Below are 22,123 nucleotides of genomic sequence, written 5' to 3'. Positions count from 1 at the left end.
CATTTCGTAATGCTAAAAATATGGTAGGTAGTGATATCTATCATGAGTAAACCTGGTAATCTTTGGAGGAAAGTTCATGGAAAAATTACAAAAAAACCTACAAACTTTTCATGGTTGATTGAAGAAAAATTAGCAGGTTCAGGCATGCCTACAAGTTTTGATGAATTTGATTGGATTGTAAATCAAGGTGTAAAATCAATTGTAACAATGACTGAAAATGCTCTCCCACAAAACTGGATACAAAACATAGATTATCTTCATGTGCCAACTCCTGATTTTACAGCTCCTGATATGGAAAAAATAGATTCTGTAGTTGATTTTATTCATGAACAAATTACAAATGATCAATCAGTTATGGTTCATTGTGCAGCTGGAATGGGAAGAGCAGGAACTATACTTGCATGTTATTTTGTCAAATACAAAAAATTCTCAGCCAAAGAAGCTATTCAAAAAATTCGTACAGAAAGACCCGGTTCTATTCAATCTGAAGTACAAGAATTAGCTATTGGTTTTTATGAAAAACATGTAAAAAATTAGTTTAAACAAAGTCTGCAACTAATTTTCCATCGACAATTTTGATTTTCAAAGTTTTATTTTCTTGAAAAATCATGGTAAGTCCACCATCTGAATCAGGATCTTCTACCTTTACAAGTTCTAACATTTTGATTGCATCATATTTTCCCATTCATATTCACCTATTCTGGAATTGATACGGTCTCGATTTTCCCGTCATTTGCTTTGATGAACAGGAATCTGTTGTCTTTAAAGATAAAGGTAATTCCTCCTTCCTTATCAGGATCTTCAACTTCAAGAATTGGTTGTCCTAACAGACCATCATATTTTGCCATGTTAATTCCATCAAAAAGTTCCTTATATCCCTAATTGATTTTGATTTCAATATCTCTGGAATTATTCTTGACACTTCCTGGTTCTGTATAATCATGTTTTTGCCATGATGCAAATGCCTCAGCACTAATTTTGTGTGTGCCTTTTCCCAAATCTTCAGCCTTGAAAACAAATTTTTCATCAAAGTCAAATAATTCCTGTCTTACTTCTTCTTCTGAGAGTCTAATGAATGGCTCAAAATTTTTGGCTACTTGAACCCAAATTCTTCTATCTTTCATAGGATTGACAAGTTTAGGATTTCTTGTCCAAAATATGGATGCCTTTCTATAGGTATCAATTGTTCTACCCAGTTCTTTTTTCCTAAACCCACCTGTAGTCAATTTAACACCATATTTCATTTTGAATGAAACATCATTGTTGTTGTATGCTTTGGTCCAATTTGTCTCATTAAATGCGTCTCTTAAGCCACCTTCAACTGAAAATTGAACATTTATCTCAATATTTTCATCTGAAGAGTATTCATCCTTGGTTTTTACCAATTCTATGTCTGAAATCCTACTTTCGCCCATTTCTACTCTCATAATGATTTATATCCGCAATAAGTGCTTTTTCTGAATACATGAACGCACAAGTGATCAGTTCAGAAGCCAAAGAAATCAACCTTTCAATCACTGAAACCGATATAGGAATTTTATATCTAATTCAACATGAGCTTCTAAAAGAATCAAATATTGATTTTGCAGGTGTCATTGTAAAACATCCACTTACTAACGAATGTTGGATGAGAATTAATTCTAGTTCAAAACCACTAGGTGAAATAAAGAAAGCTACAGATTCAGCAATAAAAATGGCAGATGAGTTCAAGCAATTATTTAATTCAAAACTTAAGGTAAATTAGAATTGAAGTTTTGCCCCAAATGTGAGGTCAAATTAAAAAAAGGTACTTCCGGCCTTCAATGCTCAAAATGTGGTTACACAGAAGGACAAGAAGAAAAACAGACCAAAAAAATTATTGAAAACCAGGAACATGAAGAAGCTATTTTAGCTTTTGAAGGAAATGAAGGAGAAGAATCTCATCCAACAATTAAAATTGAATGCGAAAAATGTGGACATGATGAAGCAGTTTGGTGGATGCTTCAGACAAGAAGTGCAGATGAACCAACAACACAATTCTATCGTTGTATAAAATGTAAGAATACTTGGCGTAATTACGCATAACGTTTAACTGGAACATAAAGTCAACAAAATTGATTTGACTTTTGGAGCAAAAACAAATGGTTCTGATGATCTCAAGGCAATCATTTCTGCAATTTCAACACTTGTTGAAGAAGCAACATTTGTTGCAACAGCTGAAGGAATTTCTTTTAGAGGAATGGATCCATCTCATGTTGCTTTAATAGATATTTCATGGCCAAATTCTGCATTTGAAAAATATGAGTGTGATAGTGACATAAAATTTGGAGTAAGAATAGATGAATTCTCAAAACTTATCAAAAGAGCAGACAAAAAAGATAGTATAGAAATTAGTATTTCTGAGCAAAACATGTTACTTGTTACTGTTGGAAAAAATAAAAAATACAAAATGCGACTAATTGAAAGCTCTGCAACAGATACACCACTTCCAAAAATTCCTTATGATTCTAAAATCATGTTATCTTCATCAAAGTTTGATAAGATTTTAGGTGATGTTCAAGTTGTATCTGATTATTTGACAATACACACATCTGACTCTAAAGGAGATTTTTCAGGAAAAGGAGACTCTGGCGAAGTTGTTATTGATTTGGATAAAGACGATGAAGATATTGAAGAGATTTCTTCTAAAGAAGATAGTGTTGGAACATACAGTCTAGAATATCTAAATCCTGTAGTCAAAGCAGTAGGAAATACTGCAGGCGTTATTACATGTGAGTTTTCAAGCGCAAAACCCCTTAGAATTGAATTCAAAGTAGCCAATATCGGTAGAATTCACTTTTACTTAGCTCCACGTGTGGAAAGTTAAAGCATTTAAAGATTAACTAATTCAGGTATTTTGAATTGAGACTTGTAATAAAATATGGTGGAACATCCATTTCATCTGCAAAAGATATCAGGGCAGTAGCTAATCATATAAACACTTTATCAAAGAAAAATGAGATTGTAGTTGTGTGTTCTGCAACAAGTGGAACAACAGATGATCTAATAGACATATCAGAATCAATAAAAAAAGAAAATAAATCAAAAGCTGAACAACTTGCATCAAAAATAACTAATCGTCACAAACAACTAGCAAAACAGACAATTAAAAAATCTGATTTACGAAAGAAATTATTAAAAAATTTTGATGAGGATTTTACAGAACTAATGGCATTAATTGATGGTATGGTGTTACTAGGAGAAGTAACACCTAGAACAATGGATTATCTTTTCTCATTTGGAGAAAGATTGTCCATAAAATTAGTTTCAATGACAATTAGTGATTCAGGTAAGAAATCAGTACCTCTGACTGGAAAAGAAGTGGGAATTGTTACTGATTCTAACTTTGGTGAGTCTAAACCCCTAATTGATACAACTAGATTAAGAGTCTCAAAAACAGTTGATAATCTATTTGCCAAAAAAATAGTACCTGTAGTTGGAGGTTTTGTTGGAGCAGATCAACATGGACACATTACTACTTTTGGAAGGGGCGGTTCTGATTATTCTGCAACCATTATTGGCACTTGCATAAAGGCAGATGAAATTTGGTTAATGAGTGATGTAGATGGTCTAATGACTGCAGATCCAAAAATAGTCAAGAATGCAAAATTACTCAAAGAGGTTTCCTATATTGAAGCAATCGAGATGGCATTATTTGGTGCAAAGCAGATACATCCACGCACATTTGAGCCTCTATTATCAAAGAAAATTCCAATGAAGATCAGAAGCTCATTTAATTTAAAAAATGAAGGAACTCTAGTAACAGCTTCCCCCTCATCATCTGTAAAAAACACTGTAAAGTGTGTTAGTAATGTTAGAAACAATGGGTTAATCGATATTCGAGGTGGAAGTATGGTTGGAACACCTGGCACTGCTGCAAAAATTTTTGCGACATTAGCAAAAGCTGGAATTAATGTTATGATGATATCTCAAAATCCTTCTGAGTCTAGTATAACCATTGTGGTAAAGAATGCAGATCTTGATAAAGCTGTGAGCTCACTAGAAATGGAACTTTTGGGAAAAATTATTAAAAAATTAGAAGTGACAACAAATGTAGCAATAATTGCATTAATTGGTTCAGGAATGCGTGGAACTGTAGGAGTCGCCTCTAAAGTTTTTGGTGCAATTGAGAAAAACAAAGTAAACGTATCAATGATTACTCAAGGTTCATCTGAACTAAATCTTGCATTTGTTGTTAAAAATTCTGATACAAATGCAGCTGTTCGTGCATTACATAATGCATTTGCATTAAACAAAGTCAATTAAGACAAAATCATTTAAGGGAATAATCTCAATGGATTTTATTGAGAAAACTAATTGCTATATTGATTATTGTAATTTTTGCAACAAGTATTGTTTCTATTTCTTCAATATCTGATCAGTTTGTTGATGCAGGCTCTAGAAAAAAAATTCATTTTACACAAACCTTCTCTTCAACTCAAGATCCTGGTCAGGGGCATGAAAATCACCAATTATCCTTAATTTTGTCACCTAATGAGGGAACAATCTATGATGGCTCTATGACATTTACCTCTAGTGAGCCTGTACAAATTGTTGTTTTACATGAAATTAATCCAAATGATGCAAAAGGTCAACCTACATGGAGCATTGATGGAGATACTGTTTATGGATTATCTTTAATAGACTTGCAAGAAAAATCTGGCTCTTTTGAATTTACAGGTGCAGCACTTGGATTACACTCATCAAACTCAAAACCATTTACATCAACTGTAAGTGTTGATGGGTGGATTAGAGGCCAGCCAACTGAAGTTATTATGCAAAAAATTCAACTAGAAAAAGAAGATCCTAAATCATTACTCTCAAGAGCAAATGTGCCAGCCACAATTCCAATGCATAAAGGAATCTATGGTGGAGAGAAGGTCTTGTATATCATTACAGATGGTAGTGATGAAGAATATGCAAAAAATCTATCAGAGAAACAAAAATGGAATGTAGAACTTGCACCTGCATTAGCTGATGTTCCAGAAGATACTCTTCAAAAAATATTCATTTTTAAAAATGGAGTTAAAGGAGATGGATTTTATGGATTCCAAGACGAAGTATTCTCTAGTACTCCTCAACAGGAATCAGAGTATAGTGCATTATCATCTGTGATTGAAGTAACTTGGAAAACAGGTCAAAAAGAAATTGTCTTTAAGTCTGCAGATGCTGTAATTGCAGCTAAGGAAGGTGGAAGAATTGAATTCAAGGAAACAGGAATTGTTCTTAATACTCCGCAAATTATTTGGCCTGATGGGCAGATGCAAGTTCGCTCTGACAAGGAAATCACTGATGATATGGAATATGGGGGAGGACAAATTACTGAAATTAATGAAGATGAGATGACTGTAACATTTGTTGCACATAGAGGATGGGGTCCTGATGGAAGAACAATCTATTACATTGTAACTGATGCGACTCCTTCTGGTCCTGCTAAGATGATGGGAGTTGTTTCATCACCAACTTCTGCAAATCTAATTGCACATTCTGGAGCAGTTGATCTTTTTCAATTCAAAAATGGAATTAAAGGGTCAGGACCGCTGGGATTTCAAGCTGGGATTGCCAGCGCTGCATTAGGTGATGAAAATTATAGCCCAATGTGGAGAATTTATCTAATTGAATGGAATGATTCTGGGGATGCAAAAATTCTTGAAACAAAATCTGATATTGATTCGTTTCGAGGAGATGATTTGATTACTGTTAGTATAGCCCGACCAACAAACAGTGATCATATAGTTAATTGTCCATTCATTGATCCCTTCCAATAATTCACTAAAAGGATAAATTACTTGGAAGACGATTTGTTTTAAAATTGACTGGAAAACTGTACATTGTAGGTGTTGGTCCTGGACACCATGATCATATGACCTTTAGAGCAAAGGAAGTGATTGGTGAGAGTGATACCATTGTTGGTTATGAAACATATGTGAATCTAGTTTCAGATCTTATTGAAGAAAAAACAGTTCATCGTTATGCAATGACACAAGAAGTTGAAAGGGCTCATCAATGCATTGATCTTGCAAAATCAGGAAAAATTGTATCCCTTGTCTCAAGTGGCGATCCAGGAATTTACGGAATGGCCGGATTAATTTATGAAACTCTTGCTGAAAGCGGTTGGGATCCTAAAGATGGACTTGAGGTAGAAATAGTTCCAGGCGTATCTGCACTTAATTCTTGTGCATCTATTGTTGGTTCACCACTTATGACAGATTTTGCAGTTGTTAGTATGAGTGATCTACTGGTCCCATGGGAAATTATTGAAAAGAGAGTAGAGTCTGCAGCTAAAGGTGATTTTGTTATTGTAATTTACAATCCTGCTAGCAAGAAGAGAATCCATCAGTTACAAGACACTAGAAAGATTCTCTTGCAATACAGAAAACCTACAACACCTGTTGCAATTATCAAGGGCGCATTTAGAGAATCTGAAACAATAGTTATGACTGATTTAGAAAATCTGCCAAATCATTCAGACAAACTAGGAATGATCAGTACTGTAATTATTGGAAATTCATCTACATACTCTTACAAGGATTTAATGATAAATCCAAGAGGATACAAATCAAAATACAATCTAGAAGAACAAACTAATCCTGATCTTAAGGTTCAGTAACTTTTCTTAATGGCCTCATGTAATTCTTCAGTTAGATTTAGCTTGTCTCTAATTGGAGATATTATTTTTACCAAATAATTTCCAACTGTTTGTTTCAAATCTCCTGGATGTAATTTTTTTCCAGCAAAATCTGTTTCAAGTTGATTATAATTTTGATATGATACATTTCCACCAAATTTTTCAGGTCTTTCTACATTCATCTCATCGAATTCATGAAAAATCACTGTCTTTGTAATTTCTAATAGCGGATTATTCTCTACATTTGTCTCTTCACACCAGGCTTTGTTCATCTTTTTCTTGATTTCATCATCTGTATTGTGAATAAAAACTCCAGAATTTGGATCAGATTTGCTCATTTTTCCTAAAATTTGTGAATCACTAGTATCTGCAGGCTTGGAAAGTCCTGGCAATAATTTATGGTGAACAGCTACTGGTACTTTCCATTTCATTTTAGGAAATATTTCTCTGACTAACATGTGGATTTTTCTCTGATCCATTCCAGCATGTGCAATATCTACATTCATAGAATGGATATCAACTGCTTGCATTGCTGGATAAAGTAACTTTGCAACATCTATTTTTTCTTCATTTTCAGAACGACCCATTATTGTCAAAGTTCTCATCGTCCTGGCTAATGACATATGTTTTGTAAATTTCACAAGTTCTGACCAGTATTCTGTTTTTTCTTCATAAAGTTTTGATCCTAAAATAATTTCTGCATCAGGACAAACTAATTTGAATGCATCTTGATAATATCTTGAAACTTTAGAGATTGTTTCCCAGTCTCCCCCTAGTTTATCGTTGATTAATGTGTGCCAATCTGCAAGAAATACTGTACACTTTACACCGGCCTTTGCAAAATCATTAATCTTGAATCCTGTACTGATTAGACTACCAAGATGTAAAAAACCAGAAATTTCTAAACCAATGTAATGTTTTGGAGATGAATTTATTTTGAATAATTCAATTAATTCATCACGTGTTACAACTTCCTCAGTTGGAGGCTTTTCAATTAAATCAACTTTTTTAGTTATATCCAAATCAAATCAACTTTTGACTAGTAAACGTATAAAGTTATTCAAAGAGTTTTTGAAAAATTTAGAACCTTTGAATAGAAGATCATTTGATCATAATTATGACTCTTGAAGAAGGATTGGAATTAATTGAAAATTACAAAAAAGGTCTTGAAAAATTTTTAGAGACACTACCTGAACAATCAGTACAATTAGGTACGGAAATGGTCAAAACTTTGACTATGAATTCAAAAAATGAAATAAAAAACTTGGTATCTATAGAAAAAGCCCTAAAACGACCTCCAAAATATGAATCAGGTCTTTCTGAATAATCTAAAAACTACTTGCAATTTTTTTTATGTTTTCGCAAATCTTCTTGCGTGTTAAACTCTGTTCCACAAACTCTACATTTTTCTTTTTTCTTGTTATGTGCTACTTCTTGATGTCTTTTTAATCTCTCTGAATCTGAAAGAATTGTTCCGCATTTTTTACATTTTAACTCATTTTTATTTCCACCAAATAATCCCATGATATTTTTTGGTTATACTAGAAGAAATAGTTTTTACAAAAAATTTACTAAGTATGCTAAGTCTCTGATTCATCTAATGGTTTTCTAGGTTTTGTACTTAGATAGAATGCATGTGTACTGATGATAAATGATGCAAGAAACATTTTGATTGCAAAAATTGTATTCCACGGACGTTCTGGATCTGGATATGCAATTGACAGTCTATCAATATCTGGAAGAACCCCATCTGTAATACCTGCAGAAATTTGTGCTGTTAATATTGAAAAGTTATAGAGCACCTCAAATAATGTAATAATTGCAAATCCCAATAACATCAGTTGAAGCAATGCCATTTTTGTTCCAACAATTTTATTTCCTGCTGTTCTTTTCCATCCAATTCTAGAAACACAATACCATCCAATTATTGTAGAAAAAAATATCCATGTTGATACTCTTGCAAAATTTTCAAATGGAATAGTTGTATTGTGTATGGCCTCACCCATTACATACGTGCCACTTTCCATCCACTCAATAGTTGTGACATATACTCCATACACTAAAGATGATGCCATGATAAATCCACAAACATAGAAAATATACAGAAAAACTTTGTACCCTTTGTCTGTTCTTTCTAGATGACGTGGTTTCATTATGCCATTGCCAAATTTTGAAATATAAAAATTCATGCGTACTGATGGTCTTTATACATTAGTAGTAAGGACAAAATTTGTGAAAATTCCAATTAACACGCCTATTTTAGGTAAAGAAGAACTTTCAGCAGTAACTTCTGTAGTAAAATCAGGAGGACTTACCTCTGCCTCTAAAAATGGTGGAAAGAATGTACAAGAATTTGAAAAACTCGTTAAAGATTTTGTAAAAATAAAATACGCTGTTTCAGTTAATTCTGGTACTGCTGCACTGCAAGCAGCACTTTATGCACTTGATATTAAACAAGGTGATGAAGTAATCGTACCTTCTTTTACATTTGTTGCTAGTGCAAATGCCATAGCATCTACAGGAGCAAAACCTGTTTTTGCAGATATATTAAAAGAAAATTTTACAATTGATCCAGAATCAATTGTAAAAAAAATTACTAGGAAAACTAAAGCAATAATGCCTGTACATTTGTATGGCCATATTTCATCACTTGATAGAATCAAAGAGATAACAAAAAAGCATAATCTATCAGTAATAGAAGATGCAGCACAATCTCTTGGCTCGACTTTTAAAGGAAAACAAACTGGCACATTTTTTGAACTCGGATGTTATAGTTTCTATCCTGGAAAAGTAATAACTTCTGGAGAGGGGGGAGTTGCAGTTACTAATAACAAAAAACTTTACGAAAAATTATTGATGATTAGAAATCATGGAATGATTAAAGGATATGATTCTAAAATATTTGGATTAAATCTAAGACTTCCTGAAATTAGTGCTGCTATAGCTAAAATTCAAATTAAGAAACTACCAAAATTTATTCAACAAAGAAGACGTAATGCAAAACTATTGTCAGACTTGTTATCTAAAACAAAAATTAAAACTCCTTTAGAAAGAAAAAATGAAAAATTCAATTGGGCATTGTACACTATTACCACAAAAAATAGAAATTCTGTTCTAAAAAAATTAAATTCAAAAGGAATTGGAGCTGCAGTTTATTATCCAGTGCCTGTACATAAAATCCCTATTTATAACACAAAATCAAAATTAACAAATACTGATTGGGCATCAAAACACGTTTTGTCATTACCTATTCATCCAAATGTATCTACCAAAAACATTGAATATATTGCAAAAACTGTGCGTGATTTAGTACATGAATAGCCTTGGAAATCTAATTGGAGAGATATGTAAGGTTGTTCTACCTATCAAAGAAGAATTTTACATTGGAAATGTCAATTCACAAATTGCTATATGTACACTATCGAGCGTATCTTTGATTGATGATCTTAAGGATCATGGGGCATTATCTAATGTAGCAATTATTGGCAGATTATTTTCAGAAAATAAAGGAATTGATAGTATAATACAATATATCTATCAAAATAAGAATATTAAAAAAATTATTCTTTGTGGAAAAGAGGTTTGGGGACACAAATCAGGTCATTCTTTATTACAATTACACAAAAATGGAGTTGATGAAAATTTTAGAATAATTAATTCTACTAGCCCTGAGCCATATCTTACAGTTTCTAAAGATGCAATAGAGTACTTTCAAAAAAATATCACAATAATTGATTTGATAAATGAAACCAATCTTGAAAAAATTTCTAAAAATATCTAAATTTCTTAATATCCGTTTCTCTGTCTTTCTCTATTGATCTCATTTTTCTTTTTGTATTCAGCTACAATATCATCTGGTGTGAGATTTAATTCAAGTGATGCTTGAACTACAAAGTGCCAAATATCTATTAATTCTTCTCTTGCTTCTTCCTCATTAAATTTACTTGGAGTTTTCCACCATTTCCAATTAGTTGTTCTTTGCAATTCTACTGCTTCATGCATTATAGCAGTACATAATGCTGATACTCTTCCCTCCGAATCTTTTGGATATCTATCAAGTTTCATCATCTCTGATAATCCTTTTTGAAGTTTGAAAATGGTATCTAATCTGTCTTCAGTTACTTCTTGTGACAACGATAAATTAATTTGAAAAATTATTGAACTTAAGTCTTTTTTAGAATCTGATCATTTTTTCATATATCTTGACTCTTTTTTTAATGTCGCCATTTTTGATCTTTAGCAAACCATCTAATCCATATCTTTCAACTGCAAATGAACCCAAAACATTTCCATAGACTACTGCTTTTTTAATCTCAGACAGACTAGTTGATTTTTTACTTGCCAAATATCCTATCATGGCACCTGCAAAAGAATCCCCTGCACCTGTAGGATCTACTACATCCTCTAATGAAAAACCAGCTGTTGGAAAAATTACATCATCATAAAACATGAGTGAACCATGCTCTCCTTTTTTAATAATTACATATTTTGCCCCCCACTGCATCATCTTTTTTGCACATTTTATCAAATTGAATTCTTTTGTAAGGAGTTTAGCCTCTTCATCATTAATTACAACTGCATCTACAGATCTTATCATCTTTATTACAGCATCCCTTTTTGTAGAAATCCAAAAATCAATAGTATCACACATTGAAAATTTTACTTTATCAAACTTTTTAATTAAAGAAGTATTTTGTTCGGGATCATTGTTTGCAAGATATACAAATTGAGATTTTCTATATGCCTCAGGAACTGTTGGTTTAAAATCTGCAAGAACATTTAGTTCTGTCTTTAATGTTGATCTAGTACTTAGTGTGTTGTCATATTTTCCGTCATAACGAAATGTTTTTCCATCTTTGATGGATAATCCCTCTAAATCAAGATATTTTGATAGAGTTTTGTGATGTTGTTTTGGAAAATCTTTTCCAACAACTGCAATTAGTCCTGTATCTACAAAATTGCTTGCAGAAATTGCAGCAAAAGTTGCTGCCCCTCCTAAAACATTCTTTAGTGTTTTTTTTGGTGTCCTAATTGTATCTAGTGCTGTTGAACCAAAAACAGTAAGCATTTGTGAAGAAATTATCCTTGATGTATAAATTCTCTTGCTTGCTCTTCTGTTGGATAGTAAACAAATGGAATTTCAATAGATGTAAAGAACATGTCATATTTTGTCAGTCCTGTAATTTTTACAGATTGAGACTCTTCATTATCTGAATCTGTATGAAAAGTTCCTTTTACATAACTACTATCTAATGGTTGTAATGTGAATGGTTCTAACTGACCTTTGCCTATCATTTGATCATCTGCAATAACAAAGAATTCAGTTGTACCTGAAGTCAGTATCAGTAACGATGGATTTACAAATTGTAATTCTATATTGTAGTTTGATCCTTTTTCATCTTCATTTAATAATTCACTCTGAGTAATGTTTACTTCTATTTGAGATGCTGAAGCATACTGCGAATATCCAAAAATAATCATTCCTAGAATGAAAAGAACAACCAAACCACCCTTTTTCGATGAATTCATGACTAATTTTGAGAAAATTATATTTTAACGCAAAAGGGAAAAAATCCCAATAAATTGTGTAAAAGATTTGATCTACTCTTTAAGCTCCTTAGAGCTAACAAAATAAATCAAAATTATATGATTATTTGCTGATGGCTAGAATTAAACTCAAGTTAGGAGAGAACGAAATTGAGGTTGACTCTAGAGATTTTTATGTTGATAATCAAACATTAGGGGAAATTATTGAAAAAATATCAAATCATTTACCTGAAAATCATGCAAAAATTGTTTATGAGCCTGAATCTGCACCAAAACCTGTTGAAAATCCTACCCAGTTTGGATTGGAATCTTTAGAAGATGCAGAAACATTTGAACCTGAATTTAATGAACCAACACATATTGCACCAAATGAAGTAAAATCAAAACTACGTATTTTGGAAACTAGTAGATTTTTTGATTCTCCTCGTACAGTGACAGAAACTGTTGAACAACTACGTGAGTATGGTTGGGCTGCAAGTCCATTAGATGTATCAAAAGCATTAGCAAAAATGGCATCAAACAAAGAAATTTTGAAAAACTCTCATGAGAATAGAGCTCATTATTTTGTTGAAACCTTAGTACCTAACTAGAAAAACTACATTTTTGACAATTAGAAAAAGTTTCTCCATCTAGATGATCAAAATGTGTATTGCATTCATTACATGTATGATGTATGTCAAAATACCCATCTTTTTCTACTTCTCCAATCTTGTTGGATTCAAGATTTGTGCTTTTACATTTGATACAATGACACCCACATTCAATTTTCATTATTTTTCTCCGACAATGTATGTATACTAAAAGCATCTATACAAATTATTGGAAAAGAAACGGGAAATCCCAATTGAAATTGATGATCACTTCAAATTGTTTGGAAAAGAACCCTGGGAAGTAGATTATGGTGAAAAATGCCCCGTTTGTGATGTTAGGATTGATGAATATGGGTTTTGTTCATGTGGGTCTAGCGGAGATTAAATTTTTTCATAAATGGCAATACAAGAATCATCAAAAATCCTATCGCTAGAGGTGCAATTATTGGAAATTCAGGAATCACAGTAGTCCCTATGATTGTAACTTCTCCTGATGTTTCAGGAATTACGCTAACCCAAACATGAGTCCCATTATTGATATATTCATGAAAAAATGTTTTTTCATCATCTAGGAAAACTGAATACGGTCCCCACAATAATTCTAATGGAATAATTGTATTTACAAATCTATTTTTTTCAGATACATCATAAGTAATGCTTTTTGTTGGTTGGTCAAAAACAAATTCATTCACCTTCGAATTACTTATTATTGCAACTATGAATTCCTTATCCTCCCATTTTATTTTTTCAAAACTTTTGAATTCATCTGTTGAATACTCCAAAAGCATTTGACACCCATGACATGCTATTCCTTTCTTATCTCCAAGAAAAACAGGTCGTTCATTACTGAATACAAAATCTACTTTCTCAGGAAAAATGAATGAAGTTGTTTCAAGATATCTGAAATCCCATGTCCAAACTCTTTCCTTTAGATAAAGTACATCAGAAATATTGTATTTAACAATTGAATTTTCTATTGCTGGTTGAATTAATACTACGTTTTTATCATTAGTTGAAAACTCTAAATTCTCACCATGCTCATTTGTTACTGAAAGATTTGATATTGTACCATTAATTAATTCAAGATCTACAGGTAAATTTGATGGTTTTACTACGTGTTTTACCTCAACATTGCCATTTGAACTTATGAACACTTCTACAGATTCTTGTTCAGCTTTTTCTCCAAGAGAAATTTGTGCATTAGCTAATGGTATCACAAAAATTAATGACATTACAACAAAAATTGAAATAATTTGTGTTTTCATTTATTCCACAGTTACACGAGTCATTTGTGCTTTTTCTAAAGGGCAATCGTTGCCATCTCTTTGAAGATTTACGATTTTGTCTGCTACTTCCATACCCTCAGTAACTTCACCAAATACGGTATATTGTCTATCTAGGAATGTACTATCAGTTGTTACTATGAAGAATTGTGAGCCTGCACTATCTGGATCTTGTGCTCTTGCCATTGAAACAATCCCTCTCAAATGAGATCTAGAACTAAATTCTGCTTTAACATTATATCCTGGACCGCCCATCCCCCATGAACTTTTGTTATCTGTTTTTGTATTAGGATCTCCTCCTTGAATCATGAATCCTGGAATTACTCTATGAAAAAGTGTCCCATCATAAAACCCATCTTTAGCTAATTTTTCAAAGTTTCTAACTGTTTCAGGAGCCAAGTCAGGTAGAAGTTTAAATGAAATCTTGCCAAAATTTGTTTCAATATTTGCTGTAATCATAAAAAACACTCTGTACTATTATCATAAGAGTCTTTTGCGAAAACACTTATGATAATTCTTATGGTTTGAATAACTATCTTGAAAAATCTATAACTATCAGTACGTTTTTCGTTGATGTTTAAACCTCTTGAATACTTTGATTTTTTGTAATAGAAAATATGAATTTGTTATAAATTAGATTTTGGAAATTTCAAAAGTTATAGTCTTATATAGAACAATTAAAATTTAGAATTCGTTGAATCGCACAAACCAGAGTACGATCATTAAAGAAGCAATTAATTCTTATCTTGACAAAGGGGTAACTGACAAGCAAGACATCTATACAAAAGTAGTTGATGAGCTTGGTGTTCCAAGACCAACTGTCAGAAGAGTTGCACGAGATCTGAGAACCGAATTATTACAAAAAATACAAATTCTGCAATCTGACATGCCTAAGGCAACAACTGCTTCCGAAGAAGACGAATAAAATCGGCTCTTTTTTCTTTTTAATTATTATTATTTTGTGAATTTTACCATTACTATTATAAACAATGAATTTTTCAAATCAATTATGGGATACTTGGGAAACCATTTAGCTACAGTTGTAACTGCTGTTTTTGCAGCCGTGTTAACTGGACTTTGGCCATACTTTGTAGACTTTGCACCTTTATTGAATTTCATATTCATTATGGCAGTCCCAATTACCTGGTTCTTAGCATTTACTTGTTGGATATCGCAAAAAAGTGCAGATTACATGCATAAACATGCACATCATAGCGAAAAAAAAAGCTTGAGTAACACACAAACAATTCAAACTACAACTACTGGTACCCAAGTTAGTCTGTCAGAAATTAAACAAGTTCAAAATGAATTGTCTTCTGAATTAAACAGTCTAAAAGAAACTGTAAAAATAAAAGACAGTGAAATTGAAAGACTAAATCAAGAAATTTCTAATCTTCAAACACTTGTACAAATTGAATCACTAAAAACTGAATTAGCAAACCTGAAAATGTTAGCATCTAAGAAAAAATAAACTAAACTAATCCTCACAGTGACAACTAACTACGCCATGATTACTCTTGCAATCAGGGCAGCTAACTGCTCCTCCAAAATGACATTTACATGAACACAATTCTGTTGGATCTTTTTTGTCATTCAATTACCTCTTTTGTATGTCTTGTTAGTATTTGACTTTTACATGTTTAACATGAATAAAATATCTCAAAAATTTCTAATATGCGATTTTCTATCTTTCTAACTAATTTGAAAAAAACTTTAGTTATTAGATTTAAAGAAAATTTTCAACTAAAGAAATAATTTCAAAATTATTCAAATGATATTTTTTCAATTCTATGTGATGATTTAGAAAACTTTTTGAAAACAATTCAAACTATCTGCCATTAAATGATAAGTGTGTTATACAAAATAGGTTTGGATTATTTTTGTAATTTTGTTGCCATTTCCAAAGTTTCATCCACCATTCCCTCTAGTCTATTTTTGGCATCTTCATTCAAAATATTATTTTTATCAATAGATTCTGTAGTTAAAAAAACAGCCTTTGGATTTGTAATTACTCTAAAATATGATAATAACTGGGTAATTAGTGTCTGAACATCAATAAAACCAATATTTCCTGCAGCCAAAATTGCCATACCTGCAACTTTTCCACCAGTCTCTTTGTAATTGATGTATTCAAACAAATTTTTTAGTGCTGAACTAAAGAATGAATTGTAAATTGGTGATCCAATTAGCCAAACATCCGCATTTGTGATGTCTTTTGCCGCATTTTTTGTTGTATCGTTATAATCTTCTTCTGGTCCTTTGTAACACTCAATCTGGCCTTCAGATAGATTAATGAATTTTGTATCTTGATTTTTTAATTTAGTATATTCATAAACATATTTCATTAAAATCTGTGTGTTTGCATTTTTTCTTGGACTACCAGAAATAACTACAACTCTCATATCTTCAGCCATTTGTCTTTCTATTTAAATTTCCATAACAAAAAACTAAACGGGCTTGGAGGGCTTCGATCCCTCGACCTGTAACTTAGGAGGCTACCACGCTATCCATGTTTCGCGTCAAATTGACTCTGCGCCACAAGCCCAGCAAAAAAAACATTCTTAATTATTTAAGCGTAATTAAGATTTTCTTTGATCATATTTTGAACGCTCTTCCAATTTTCATTTTCATGTTCATTCCATTTTTCAAAATACACCACATCTTTTAGTTCAAGTCTTGGGAGCCAACCTGCAGTTTCAAGATCTGGTTTTTCTGCAAAATCATCTACATATCCTAAACACAAATACGCTACAGGAACAACATGTTCTGGTAGCTCTAAATTTTCTTTTAGTGTTTCATTTGATAGAATACTTACCCATCCTAGACCAATCCCTTCTGTTCTTGCTGATAACCACAAATTTTGAATTGCACAACACACACTATACAATCCTGCCTCAGGAATACTAGATCTACCAATTACAAATGGGCCAAATTTTGAAGGATCATATGTCACACACAAATTCACCGGCGACTCTAAAATTCCTTCCAGTTTGAATGAAAGATATTTTGATCTCTTTGGTTCTTCTACTAATTGTGATGATCGCTTTTTCTCATCTTCAAAGGATTTTTTGATTTTCTTTTTTGTTCCAATATCTTTTATCAAAATGAAATTCCATGGCTGTGAGAATCCTACAGATGGTGCGTGGTGTGCAGCATGAAGAATTTTTGAAAGAACTTCATCTTCTATAGGTTTTGATGTAAAATGAGATCTAACATCCCTTCTTGAATAAATTGCCTTGTAGAATCCTCTTTTCTCATCTTCAGTAAAATTATCTTTCAACTAATTCACGCCTTTCCTCTTTTTATTCATCGTTTCTTTTGTTAAACGTTAATAATGCCACCATTTAGTTTTGTATTTCAATGGGCCGGTAGTCTAGCTGGTTAGGATACCGCCTCGACACGGCGGTGATCGTGAGTTCGAATCTCTCTCGGCCCACTTTTTAATTAAAAACCAGTACTGAACTCTTTATCAATAGTACTCCACGAAGTCTGAGTGGTAAGAACTCCTTCAGCAGTAAAATTGTTGATTTTTCCATTTATCATGTCCTCGTAAATTTCAGGGTTTATTTCAGATTTTATTAAAACAAATGTACTCTTCAAAGGTATTTGATCACCTGAAGAAAATACTGCTCTTCCTGGTAATGCAACATCCATTGCAGAATATTGCCCTGAACCCAATTCAATTCCATTAGTAAAAAGTTGATAATCAATAATTCCAACTGTGAATGCTTTTTCACTTGGATTTTTTATAAGAAATGTAACATCAAACTTTGCTTCATTCTTTAGATTATCTACACCTCTTAATTCAACACTAAATAATTCAATTTCTGCTTGTTCTAATTGAGCATTATCTAAACTAGCATAGAAAACAATTCCTCCCATCAAAGCAAGAACACCTGCTATTGCAACATAGACTGTCATTTTACTCTGTAATGCCATTTCAATGTATCAAATTACGTACAACTAAAAAAGGTTGTCAAGATCCAAATACATAATATTTCATTGAAAATATGATTAACCATGACAGCATTAGAACAAGCAATCATAACTTGGATTCATCTTGTTGCAGCTGCAATATGGGTAGGTGGTTCATTATTCATTGGAATAGTTTTTTCTCCACTTCTTAAAACTATGACAAATTCAATTGAAGAAAGAATGCAAATCATGATTCGTGTTGGAAGACGATTTAACAAAGTAGCTGTTCCTTCACTAATTATATTGATGGCAACTGGATTGTATAGCTCACATGCATTGTTAAGTAAACCAGATCTTCTTACTGCAACAAGTTATGGAACATTTCTAATAATCAAAATACTTCTTGTCATTGCATTAATTATTACATATGCTGTGCATGTCCGAGTAATTAGAAAAGATGTTGAGGAAAAAATAATGTCAAATCAAATACCCGAGCCACAAATTCAAACACTAAGAAAAAAAATTATCATTCTTGGAGAAATTACCGTAGTTTTATCAGTTGCAATACTATTTTTTGCAGCCTTACTTGATGCTGGAGTATGATATTCCTTCAATAATTACCTCAAATCCACTAGGTAGTTTTCCTACTCCATACTTACAACCTGTAATTTTTGATGTTACAAACAAGTTTGTCTCCAAATGTTTTGTAATTTCTTTTACTTGAAATCTAGTTTTACCGCTAGCCAGACTTGCTGGAACTACAAGCATGTCTGCTAAATTTTTGTCTACTGCTAATTGATTTTCTAAAAATCCATTACAATCTATATCAAAACTTTGTATTTTTTTATCAAACAATGAATCGATTCCTATTATTGAATTCTCATCTATGTTGTAAATTAGTAAAGATGCTCCTGAATCTATAGCATTTTGTTCTTTAATTTCTGTTTCAACAACAAAATTTGCCTTAGATAATTTATCTTTAATCTTGTTAATTTCATTTTCAATTTTTTTTGATGGAATTTTTGAATATGTGCAGATAACTTTTGCTTGATTTGTTTTTCTCTTTAATAATGAAATAGATTTTATTTTTGATGGATAAACTTCTAAATTTATCTCACCACCTCCCTTTGGATAATAACCTCTTTTTTTTAATTCAAGTGAAAATTTTATTCCCATTCTTGAATATGCTTCTTTTAGAATGTGTTTAGTATAATCTATTGTAGGACTCCATTTTACATCTGTGCCACCTTTGATAGTAAGTTCCAGTTTCTTTTGTGAAATTGCTACTACGGGAATTAAAACTTGTAAAATTAATGAAATACTTCCTGCAGTTCCTACATCTTCAAACAATTTTGAATTTTCAACTTGTCCTGGAATAAATTTTAATTCAGCAGAACCAATTTTATCACCAATAACCTCACTATTTGAAATTTTTTTTAAAATTTTAATTGCAGTAAGATGTTGTGGTTTTAATCCAGGTACTTTTCTATTCTTTCTAATATTCTCAATATGGATTGGTTGTTTTGTAATGCATGCAAGACTGATGGCAGAACGAATTATTTGACCTCCTCCTTCACCAAACTCTCCATTAATTTTTAAAAAATCCACAACTTTTTCTTTCTATCACTCTTTATGATAGTTTTTTAAAAAGAAATTTTCTATCTTTCAGTATGAATGGTTTGTTAATAGGCAGATTCCAACCCTTTCATTTGGGACATCTTGAAGCATTACGATTTGCTTTATCAAAAGTTGATAAATTGTGGGTAGGTTTAGGAAGCTCAAACAGATCTCCTGAGAAAAATAATCCTTTTTCAGCAGAGGAACGCAAAGAAATGATTCTATCATCAATTGATGATTCTATGAAAGAAAAAATCTCAATCTACTTTATTCCAGATTTAGATAATCACGTAAAGTGGATTGACAAAATTGATACCATAGTTCCAAAATTCGATATAGTTTTCTCAAATGATGATTTAACAAATCATCTTTATTCAAAACGAGATGTCAAAGTAATTCCAATTCCTTTTTTAAAAAGACATGAATTATCTGGAACAAATATTCGAGATCTGATTATCAGCGATCAAAATTGGAATGATTTGGTTCCCAAAGGCACAGAAAATTTTTTGATAAATAATAATGCCAAGGAACGTCTAAAAAATCTCTAATTATAAATAAACCCCGTATGGTACTGAGTGGTAGATAACATATGGAATATCTTTCAATGCTTCCAGGACCAACAAATGTACCTAATCGTGTTATGAGAGCAATGTTGGCACCAATCATTAACCATAGAAGCGATGATTTTGTTGAATTATACACTGATGTAGTTGACAAAACTCAACAAGTCTTTGAAACTAAAAACGATATTGTTGCATTATCTGCATCTGGAACTGGTGCTGTTGAAGCAGGAGTTGTTAATCTAGTAAAGAAAGGTGATAAAGTAATCATTCCAGTTAATGGTGAATTTAGTAATAGACTATCTCAATTAATTGAAGGCCAAGGAGCCAATGTAGTTAAACTTGAAACTCCTCCTGGACAAAATGCAACATTTGATCAAGTCAAAGAGGCATTTGACAATAACAAAGATGTAAAGGCATTCTATGTTGTACATAATGAAACCTCAACAGGAACAATGGTAAATTATCTCGATAAAGTATCTGATTTAACCTCTAGAAATGATGCATTCTACGTAGTAGACTCTGTGTCTCTATTAGGAGGTGCACCACTTCCAGTTGACAAATGGAATATTGATGTATGTATGACAGGAGCACAAAAAGCAATTGCGGCACCACCAGGAATCTCTCCAATATCTGTTAGTCCTAGAGCTAAAAAATACATGCAAGAAAACCCACCTGCTACAATGTACTTTAATCTAGCAAGATACTTCAAATATTATGATGAGGAAAAACATACTCCTTTCACACCCGCATTACCTTTACTTTATGCATATAGAGAAGCATTAGCAATTTTACTTGAAGAAGGACTCCAAAACGTCTTCAATAGACACAAAGTTTGTTCAGATGCATTATATTCTGGACTAAGTGCTATGGGATTGTCTCCATTTGCAAAAGAAGAAGATCGTTCAATCTCTATTGTTGCATTAAACTATCTTGATGGTCTTGAAGATAAAACATTTAGAAATACTCTTGCAAACAAATTCAAAGTTCTTGTTGCAGGAGGATTTGGAAATCTTAAAGGCAAAGTCTTCAGAGTTGGATGTATGGGCGAAGTTAATCCATATCATGTTATGAGAACAATCTCTGCAATTTCATCAACATTAGCAATGATGGGATATGAAGTAGATGCTCAAGCAGGACTAAAAACTGCTGAAGAGAAACTCAAGTCTCTCTAAAACCCTGTTAACTTAATATAAGGAAATTCGAGACCGATCACATTGACTTTCAATAAAGGTTCACTAATTTTAGTTGATTATACGGCAAAGGTCAAAGATAGTGAAGAAGTGTTTGATACAACAATTGAAGAGGATGCAAAAAAATATTCTATTCATGAACAAAATGTCAAGTATCAACCAAAACTAGTTTCAATAGGCGAAGTTTCGTATCCAGTTCTTAAAGGACTTGATGAGGCACTTGCAAAAACAGCTGTTGGTGATAAGCTTACAGTTGAGGTTACACCTGACAAAGGATTTGGTGAAAGAGATTCTGGCAAAGTCAGAATGATTCCAATTAGAAAATTGGGTGAAGACGCAGAAAAAGTTTCAGTTGGTGATACAATTGAAATTGATAATAAACGAGGAATTATTCGTTTTATTGGCTCAGGAAGAGTTCAGATTGATTATAATCACAGATATGCAGGAAAAACAATTCTATTTGATGTTAATGTTCTCAAATCACTTGATTCCCCAAATGACAAAATTGATGGCATTCTAAAAAACAGACTTCCAGTAGAGGATTCAAAAATTTCATTTGATCTAAAAGATAAAGAAGTAAACATTACTGTCCCAGAAGAAATTCTTCGTGCTGATGGCTTACAAATTATGAAACACTTTATTCAATTAGATATCTTCAAATTTGTTCCTACTTTGGAGAAAGTAAACTTTGTTGAGACACATGTCAACAAACAAACTCAGGAAAAAAAACCTGAATCAAAAGAAAAAGCACCTGAGCAAAAGACTGCTTAAA

At 32.2% G+C, this 22,123-nt stretch carries 34 protein-coding genes and 2 tRNA genes; 19 read left to right on the top strand and 17 right to left on the bottom strand.

What is annotated here, in order from left to right; genetic code table 11:
• Positions 1-42: 42 nt before the first annotated feature.
• Entirely contained in the window at positions 43-537 is a 495-nt protein-coding gene (locus tag NPIRD3C_RS01065) for a dual specificity protein phosphatase 23 (RefSeq protein WP_148702445.1), read from the top strand.
• Position 538: 1 nt separating this feature from the next.
• On the opposite strand, the gene NPIRD3C_RS10555 is transcribed toward NPIRD3C_RS01065, so the two are convergent.
• The 3 genes from NPIRD3C_RS10555 to NPIRD3C_RS01060 are packed head-to-tail and all read right to left on the bottom strand — an operon-like array spanning position 539 to position 1,415.
• Positions 539-685, bottom strand: coding sequence for a hypothetical protein (locus NPIRD3C_RS10555; protein WP_182126222.1), 147 nt, complete (start codon positions 683-685; stop codon positions 539-541).
• 10 nt (positions 686-695) lie between these two features.
• A complete protein-coding gene (locus NPIRD3C_RS10550; RefSeq protein WP_014964094.1) occupies positions 696-848 on the bottom strand; it encodes a hypothetical protein in 153 nt (50 codons plus the stop codon).
• A gap of 30 nt (positions 849-878) precedes the next feature.
• The gene (locus NPIRD3C_RS01060; RefSeq protein ID WP_148702444.1) at positions 879-1,415 is read right to left on the bottom strand and encodes a hypothetical protein; all 537 of its coding nucleotides are present in this window, start codon (positions 1,413-1,415) and stop codon (positions 879-881) included.
• A 50-nt stretch (positions 1,416-1,465) separates the two neighbouring features.
• Here NPIRD3C_RS01060 and NPIRD3C_RS01055 point away from each other — a divergent pair, with 50 nt between their 5' ends.
• Genes NPIRD3C_RS01055 through cobJ form a run of 6 tightly spaced genes read left to right on the top strand, consistent with a single transcriptional unit; the run spans position 1,466 to position 6,628 of the window.
• Positions 1,466-1,744 (top strand): RpoL/Rpb11 RNA polymerase subunit family protein, encoded by a 279-nt coding sequence (locus NPIRD3C_RS01055; RefSeq protein WP_012216139.1) that lies wholly within the window; start codon positions 1,466-1,468, stop codon positions 1,742-1,744.
• A 2-nt stretch (positions 1,745-1,746) separates the two neighbouring features.
• Positions 1,747-2,064, top strand: a complete 318-nt coding sequence (locus NPIRD3C_RS01050) for a transcription factor S (protein WP_148702443.1) — start codon at positions 1,747-1,749, stop codon at positions 2,062-2,064.
• Between the two features lie 34 nt (positions 2,065-2,098).
• Positions 2,099-2,845, top strand: a complete 747-nt coding sequence (gene pcn, locus NPIRD3C_RS01045; protein WP_148702442.1) for a proliferating cell nuclear antigen (pcna) — start codon at positions 2,099-2,101, stop codon at positions 2,843-2,845.
• 35 nt (positions 2,846-2,880) lie between these two features.
• A complete protein-coding gene (locus NPIRD3C_RS01040; protein ID WP_148702441.1) occupies positions 2,881-4,284 on the top strand; it encodes an aspartate kinase in 1,404 nt (467 codons plus the stop codon).
• A gap of 38 nt (positions 4,285-4,322) precedes the next feature.
• Positions 4,323-5,786 carry a DUF7482 domain-containing protein gene (locus NPIRD3C_RS01035; protein WP_148702440.1) on the top strand — a complete coding sequence of 488 codons (1,464 nt, stop codon included), beginning with the start codon at positions 4,323-4,325 and terminating at the stop codon, positions 5,784-5,786.
• 44 nt (positions 5,787-5,830) lie between these two features.
• The gene (cobJ, locus tag NPIRD3C_RS01030) at positions 5,831-6,628 is read left to right on the top strand and encodes a precorrin-3B C(17)-methyltransferase (protein WP_148702439.1); all 798 of its coding nucleotides are present in this window, start codon (positions 5,831-5,833) and stop codon (positions 6,626-6,628) included.
• Here cobJ and NPIRD3C_RS01025 read toward each other — a convergent pair.
• A complete protein-coding gene (locus tag NPIRD3C_RS01025; RefSeq protein WP_148702438.1) occupies positions 6,622-7,668 on the bottom strand; it encodes a tyrosine--tRNA ligase in 1,047 nt (348 codons plus the stop codon). The genes cobJ and NPIRD3C_RS01025 overlap by 7 nt on opposite strands.
• Positions 7,669-7,763: 95 nt before the next feature.
• Here NPIRD3C_RS01025 and NPIRD3C_RS01020 point away from each other — a divergent pair, with 95 nt between their 5' ends.
• The gene (locus tag NPIRD3C_RS01020) at positions 7,764-7,973 is read left to right on the top strand and encodes a hypothetical protein (RefSeq protein ID WP_148702437.1); all 210 of its coding nucleotides are present in this window, start codon (positions 7,764-7,766) and stop codon (positions 7,971-7,973) included.
• An 8-nt stretch (positions 7,974-7,981) separates the two neighbouring features.
• Here the strand turns inward: NPIRD3C_RS01020 and NPIRD3C_RS01015 are convergent, their stop codons facing one another.
• Both NPIRD3C_RS01015 and NPIRD3C_RS01010 read right to left on the bottom strand, forming a co-directional pair.
• Positions 7,982-8,170 (bottom strand): C2H2-type zinc finger protein, encoded by a 189-nt coding sequence (locus NPIRD3C_RS01015; protein ID WP_148702436.1) that lies wholly within the window; start codon positions 8,168-8,170, stop codon positions 7,982-7,984.
• Between the two features lie 56 nt (positions 8,171-8,226).
• Positions 8,227-8,799 (bottom strand): hypothetical protein, encoded by a 573-nt coding sequence (locus tag NPIRD3C_RS01010; RefSeq protein WP_148702435.1) that lies wholly within the window; start codon positions 8,797-8,799, stop codon positions 8,227-8,229.
• Positions 8,800-8,833: 34 nt separating this feature from the next.
• On the opposite strand from NPIRD3C_RS01010, the gene NPIRD3C_RS01005 reads away from it, so the two are divergent.
• Both NPIRD3C_RS01005 and NPIRD3C_RS01000 read left to right on the top strand, forming a co-directional pair.
• Positions 8,834-9,967, top strand: coding sequence for a DegT/DnrJ/EryC1/StrS family aminotransferase (locus NPIRD3C_RS01005; protein WP_148702434.1), 1,134 nt, complete (start codon positions 8,834-8,836; stop codon positions 9,965-9,967).
• A complete protein-coding gene (locus NPIRD3C_RS01000) occupies positions 9,960-10,427 on the top strand; it encodes a tetrahydromethanopterin S-methyltransferase subunit A (protein WP_148702433.1) in 468 nt (155 codons plus the stop codon). The genes NPIRD3C_RS01005 and NPIRD3C_RS01000 overlap by 8 nt, the downstream gene beginning before the upstream one ends.
• Positions 10,428-10,432: 5 nt before the next feature.
• On the opposite strand, the gene NPIRD3C_RS00995 is transcribed toward NPIRD3C_RS01000, so the two are convergent.
• Genes NPIRD3C_RS00995 through NPIRD3C_RS00985 form a run of 3 tightly spaced genes read right to left on the bottom strand, consistent with a single transcriptional unit; the run spans position 10,433 to position 12,175 of the window.
• Entirely contained in the window at positions 10,433-10,780 is a 348-nt protein-coding gene (locus NPIRD3C_RS00995) for a dUTPase (RefSeq protein ID WP_148702432.1), read from the bottom strand.
• 40 nt (positions 10,781-10,820) lie between these two features.
• Positions 10,821-11,714 carry a PfkB family carbohydrate kinase gene (locus NPIRD3C_RS00990; protein ID WP_148702431.1) on the bottom strand — a complete coding sequence of 298 codons (894 nt, stop codon included), beginning with the start codon at positions 11,712-11,714 and terminating at the stop codon, positions 10,821-10,823.
• Positions 11,715-11,725: 11 nt separating this feature from the next.
• Positions 11,726-12,175: a hypothetical protein gene (locus NPIRD3C_RS00985; protein ID WP_182126215.1), complete on the bottom strand. Its 450-nt coding sequence runs from the start codon at positions 12,173-12,175 to the stop codon at positions 11,726-11,728.
• Between the two features lie 131 nt (positions 12,176-12,306).
• Between NPIRD3C_RS00985 and NPIRD3C_RS00980 the strand changes: the two genes are divergently transcribed.
• The gene (locus tag NPIRD3C_RS00980; RefSeq protein WP_148702430.1) at positions 12,307-12,783 is read left to right on the top strand and encodes a hypothetical protein; all 477 of its coding nucleotides are present in this window, start codon (positions 12,307-12,309) and stop codon (positions 12,781-12,783) included.
• On the opposite strand, the gene NPIRD3C_RS00975 is transcribed toward NPIRD3C_RS00980, so the two are convergent.
• A complete protein-coding gene (locus tag NPIRD3C_RS00975; RefSeq protein WP_148702429.1) occupies positions 12,776-12,964 on the bottom strand; it encodes a hypothetical protein in 189 nt (62 codons plus the stop codon). The two genes, NPIRD3C_RS00980 and NPIRD3C_RS00975, sit on opposite strands and share 8 nt — an antisense overlap.
• Positions 12,965-13,012: 48 nt before the next feature.
• Between NPIRD3C_RS00975 and NPIRD3C_RS10545 the strand changes: the two genes are divergently transcribed.
• Positions 13,013-13,168: a hypothetical protein gene (locus tag NPIRD3C_RS10545; RefSeq protein WP_182126214.1), complete on the top strand. Its 156-nt coding sequence runs from the start codon at positions 13,013-13,015 to the stop codon at positions 13,166-13,168.
• On the opposite strand, the gene NPIRD3C_RS00970 is transcribed toward NPIRD3C_RS10545, so the two are convergent.
• Together NPIRD3C_RS00970 and NPIRD3C_RS00965 are read right to left on the bottom strand one after the other, a co-directional pair.
• On the bottom strand, positions 13,155-14,048 hold the full coding sequence (locus tag NPIRD3C_RS00970; protein ID WP_148702428.1) for a hypothetical protein: 894 nt from the start codon (positions 14,046-14,048) through the stop codon (positions 13,155-13,157). The genes NPIRD3C_RS10545 and NPIRD3C_RS00970 overlap by 14 nt on opposite strands.
• Positions 14,049-14,525, bottom strand: a complete 477-nt coding sequence (locus NPIRD3C_RS00965; protein WP_148702427.1) for a peptidylprolyl isomerase — start codon at positions 14,523-14,525, stop codon at positions 14,049-14,051.
• Positions 14,526-14,760: 235 nt separating this feature from the next.
• On the opposite strand from NPIRD3C_RS00965, the gene NPIRD3C_RS00960 reads away from it, so the two are divergent.
• Together NPIRD3C_RS00960 and NPIRD3C_RS00955 are read left to right on the top strand one after the other, a co-directional pair.
• Complete coding sequence (locus NPIRD3C_RS00960; protein ID WP_012216121.1) at positions 14,761-14,991, top strand: hypothetical protein; 231 nt, start codon at positions 14,761-14,763, stop codon at positions 14,989-14,991.
• Positions 14,992-15,075: 84 nt separating this feature from the next.
• Positions 15,076-15,537 (top strand): hypothetical protein, encoded by a 462-nt coding sequence (locus tag NPIRD3C_RS00955; RefSeq protein ID WP_148702426.1) that lies wholly within the window; start codon positions 15,076-15,078, stop codon positions 15,535-15,537.
• Positions 15,538-15,940: 403 nt separating this feature from the next.
• On the opposite strand, the gene NPIRD3C_RS00950 is transcribed toward NPIRD3C_RS00955, so the two are convergent.
• The 3 genes from NPIRD3C_RS00950 to bluB form a co-directional block, all read right to left on the bottom strand.
• Positions 15,941-16,480: an NADPH-dependent FMN reductase gene (locus NPIRD3C_RS00950; RefSeq protein WP_237087686.1), complete on the bottom strand. Its 540-nt coding sequence runs from the start codon at positions 16,478-16,480 to the stop codon at positions 15,941-15,943.
• 38 nt (positions 16,481-16,518) lie between these two features.
• A tRNA-Arg gene (locus NPIRD3C_RS00945) sits at positions 16,519-16,611 on the bottom strand.
• A gap of 24 nt (positions 16,612-16,635) precedes the next feature.
• On the bottom strand, positions 16,636-17,346 hold the full coding sequence (gene bluB, locus NPIRD3C_RS00940) for a 5,6-dimethylbenzimidazole synthase (RefSeq protein WP_148702425.1): 711 nt from the start codon (positions 17,344-17,346) through the stop codon (positions 16,636-16,638).
• A gap of 82 nt (positions 17,347-17,428) precedes the next feature.
• Here bluB and NPIRD3C_RS00935 point away from each other — a divergent pair.
• Positions 17,429-17,502 (top strand) — tRNA-Val (locus NPIRD3C_RS00935).
• 8 nt (positions 17,503-17,510) lie between these two features.
• Here the strand turns inward: NPIRD3C_RS00935 and NPIRD3C_RS00930 are convergent.
• Positions 17,511-17,987 (bottom strand): hypothetical protein, encoded by a 477-nt coding sequence (locus NPIRD3C_RS00930; protein ID WP_148704073.1) that lies wholly within the window; start codon positions 17,985-17,987, stop codon positions 17,511-17,513.
• A gap of 99 nt (positions 17,988-18,086) precedes the next feature.
• On the opposite strand from NPIRD3C_RS00930, the gene NPIRD3C_RS00925 reads away from it, so the two are divergent.
• Positions 18,087-18,584, top strand: a complete 498-nt coding sequence (locus tag NPIRD3C_RS00925; protein WP_148702424.1) for a CopD family protein — start codon at positions 18,087-18,089, stop codon at positions 18,582-18,584.
• On the opposite strand, the gene rtcA is transcribed toward NPIRD3C_RS00925, so the two are convergent.
• On the bottom strand, positions 18,564-19,589 hold the full coding sequence (gene rtcA / locus NPIRD3C_RS00920; protein ID WP_148702423.1) for an RNA 3'-terminal phosphate cyclase: 1,026 nt from the start codon (positions 19,587-19,589) through the stop codon (positions 18,564-18,566). The two genes, NPIRD3C_RS00925 and rtcA, sit on opposite strands and share 21 nt — an antisense overlap.
• 62 nt (positions 19,590-19,651) lie before the next feature.
• On the opposite strand from rtcA, the gene NPIRD3C_RS00915 reads away from it, so the two are divergent.
• The 3 genes from NPIRD3C_RS00915 to NPIRD3C_RS00905 are packed head-to-tail and all read left to right on the top strand — an operon-like array spanning position 19,652 to position 22,122.
• Entirely contained in the window at positions 19,652-20,146 is a 495-nt protein-coding gene (locus NPIRD3C_RS00915; protein ID WP_148702422.1) for a nicotinamide-nucleotide adenylyltransferase, read from the top strand.
• A 41-nt stretch (positions 20,147-20,187) separates the two neighbouring features.
• On the top strand, positions 20,188-21,333 hold the full coding sequence (locus NPIRD3C_RS00910; RefSeq protein WP_148702421.1) for a pyridoxal-phosphate-dependent aminotransferase family protein: 1,146 nt from the start codon (positions 20,188-20,190) through the stop codon (positions 21,331-21,333).
• Between the two features lie 42 nt (positions 21,334-21,375).
• On the top strand, positions 21,376-22,122 hold the full coding sequence (locus NPIRD3C_RS00905; protein WP_148702420.1) for a peptidylprolyl isomerase: 747 nt from the start codon (positions 21,376-21,378) through the stop codon (positions 22,120-22,122).
• Position 22,123 lies beyond the last annotated feature (1 nt).

The organism is Nitrosopumilus piranensis, from assembly GCF_000875775.1.
In the GTDB taxonomy this organism is placed as follows: Archaea; Thermoproteota; Nitrososphaeria; order Nitrososphaerales; family Nitrosopumilaceae; genus Nitrosopumilus; species Nitrosopumilus piranensis.
Note: the sequence above shows the minus strand (reverse complement) of the source record. Positions and strands in the feature narration are given on the sequence as shown.

Excerpts from the sequence above, each read along its gene's own strand:
- NPIRD3C_RS01015 (WP_148702436.1), bottom strand. The coding sequence starts at position 8,170 with ATGGGATTATTTGGTGGAAATAAAAATGAGTTAAAATGTAAAAAATGC.
- NPIRD3C_RS00910 (WP_148702421.1), top strand. The coding sequence starts at position 20,188 with ATGGAATATCTTTCAATGCTTCCAGGACCAACAAATGTACCTAATCGT.
- NPIRD3C_RS01065 (WP_148702445.1), top strand. The coding sequence starts at position 43 with ATGAGTAAACCTGGTAATCTTTGGAGGAAAGTTCATGGAAAAATTACA.
- NPIRD3C_RS00930 (WP_148704073.1), bottom strand. The coding sequence starts at position 17,987 with ATGACAGTCTATGTTGCAATAGCAGGTGTTCTTGCTTTGATGGGAGGA.
- NPIRD3C_RS00915 (WP_148702422.1), top strand. The coding sequence starts at position 19,652 with ATGAATGGTTTGTTAATAGGCAGATTCCAACCCTTTCATTTGGGACAT.
- NPIRD3C_RS01060 (WP_148702444.1), bottom strand. The coding sequence starts at position 1,415 with ATGGGCGAAAGTAGGATTTCAGACATAGAATTGGTAAAAACCAAGGAT.
- NPIRD3C_RS01020 (WP_148702437.1), top strand. The coding sequence starts at position 7,764 with ATGACTCTTGAAGAAGGATTGGAATTAATTGAAAATTACAAAAAAGGT.
- NPIRD3C_RS01055 (WP_012216139.1), top strand. The coding sequence starts at position 1,466 with ATGAACGCACAAGTGATCAGTTCAGAAGCCAAAGAAATCAACCTTTCA.
- NPIRD3C_RS10555 (WP_182126222.1), bottom strand. The coding sequence starts at position 685 with ATGGGAAAATATGATGCAATCAAAATGTTAGAACTTGTAAAGGTAGAA.
- NPIRD3C_RS00985 (WP_182126215.1), bottom strand. The coding sequence starts at position 12,175 with ATGAATTCATCGAAAAAGGGTGGTTTGGTTGTTCTTTTCATTCTAGGA.
- NPIRD3C_RS00980 (WP_148702430.1), top strand. The coding sequence starts at position 12,307 with ATGGCTAGAATTAAACTCAAGTTAGGAGAGAACGAAATTGAGGTTGAC.
- NPIRD3C_RS01010 (WP_148702435.1), bottom strand. The coding sequence starts at position 8,799 with ATGAAACCACGTCATCTAGAAAGAACAGACAAAGGGTACAAAGTTTTT.
- NPIRD3C_RS00955 (WP_148702426.1), top strand. The coding sequence starts at position 15,076 with ATGGGATACTTGGGAAACCATTTAGCTACAGTTGTAACTGCTGTTTTT.
- NPIRD3C_RS00990 (WP_148702431.1), bottom strand. The coding sequence starts at position 11,714 with ATGCTTACTGTTTTTGGTTCAACAGCACTAGATACAATTAGGACACCA.
- NPIRD3C_RS00970 (WP_148702428.1), bottom strand. The coding sequence starts at position 14,048 with ATGAAAACACAAATTATTTCAATTTTTGTTGTAATGTCATTAATTTTT.
- NPIRD3C_RS01000 (WP_148702433.1), top strand. The coding sequence starts at position 9,960 with ATGAATAGCCTTGGAAATCTAATTGGAGAGATATGTAAGGTTGTTCTA.
- NPIRD3C_RS00975 (WP_148702429.1), bottom strand. The coding sequence starts at position 12,964 with ATGAAAATTGAATGTGGGTGTCATTGTATCAAATGTAAAAGCACAAAT.
- NPIRD3C_RS00925 (WP_148702424.1), top strand. The coding sequence starts at position 18,087 with ATGACAGCATTAGAACAAGCAATCATAACTTGGATTCATCTTGTTGCA.
- NPIRD3C_RS00965 (WP_148702427.1), bottom strand. The coding sequence starts at position 14,525 with ATGATTACAGCAAATATTGAAACAAATTTTGGCAAGATTTCATTTAAA.
- NPIRD3C_RS00950 (WP_237087686.1), bottom strand. The coding sequence starts at position 16,480 with ATGGCTGAAGATATGAGAGTTGTAGTTATTTCTGGTAGTCCAAGAAAA.
- NPIRD3C_RS01005 (WP_148702434.1), top strand. The coding sequence starts at position 8,834 with ATGCGTACTGATGGTCTTTATACATTAGTAGTAAGGACAAAATTTGTG.
- NPIRD3C_RS10550 (WP_014964094.1), bottom strand. The coding sequence starts at position 848 with ATGGCAAAATATGATGGTCTGTTAGGACAACCAATTCTTGAAGTTGAA.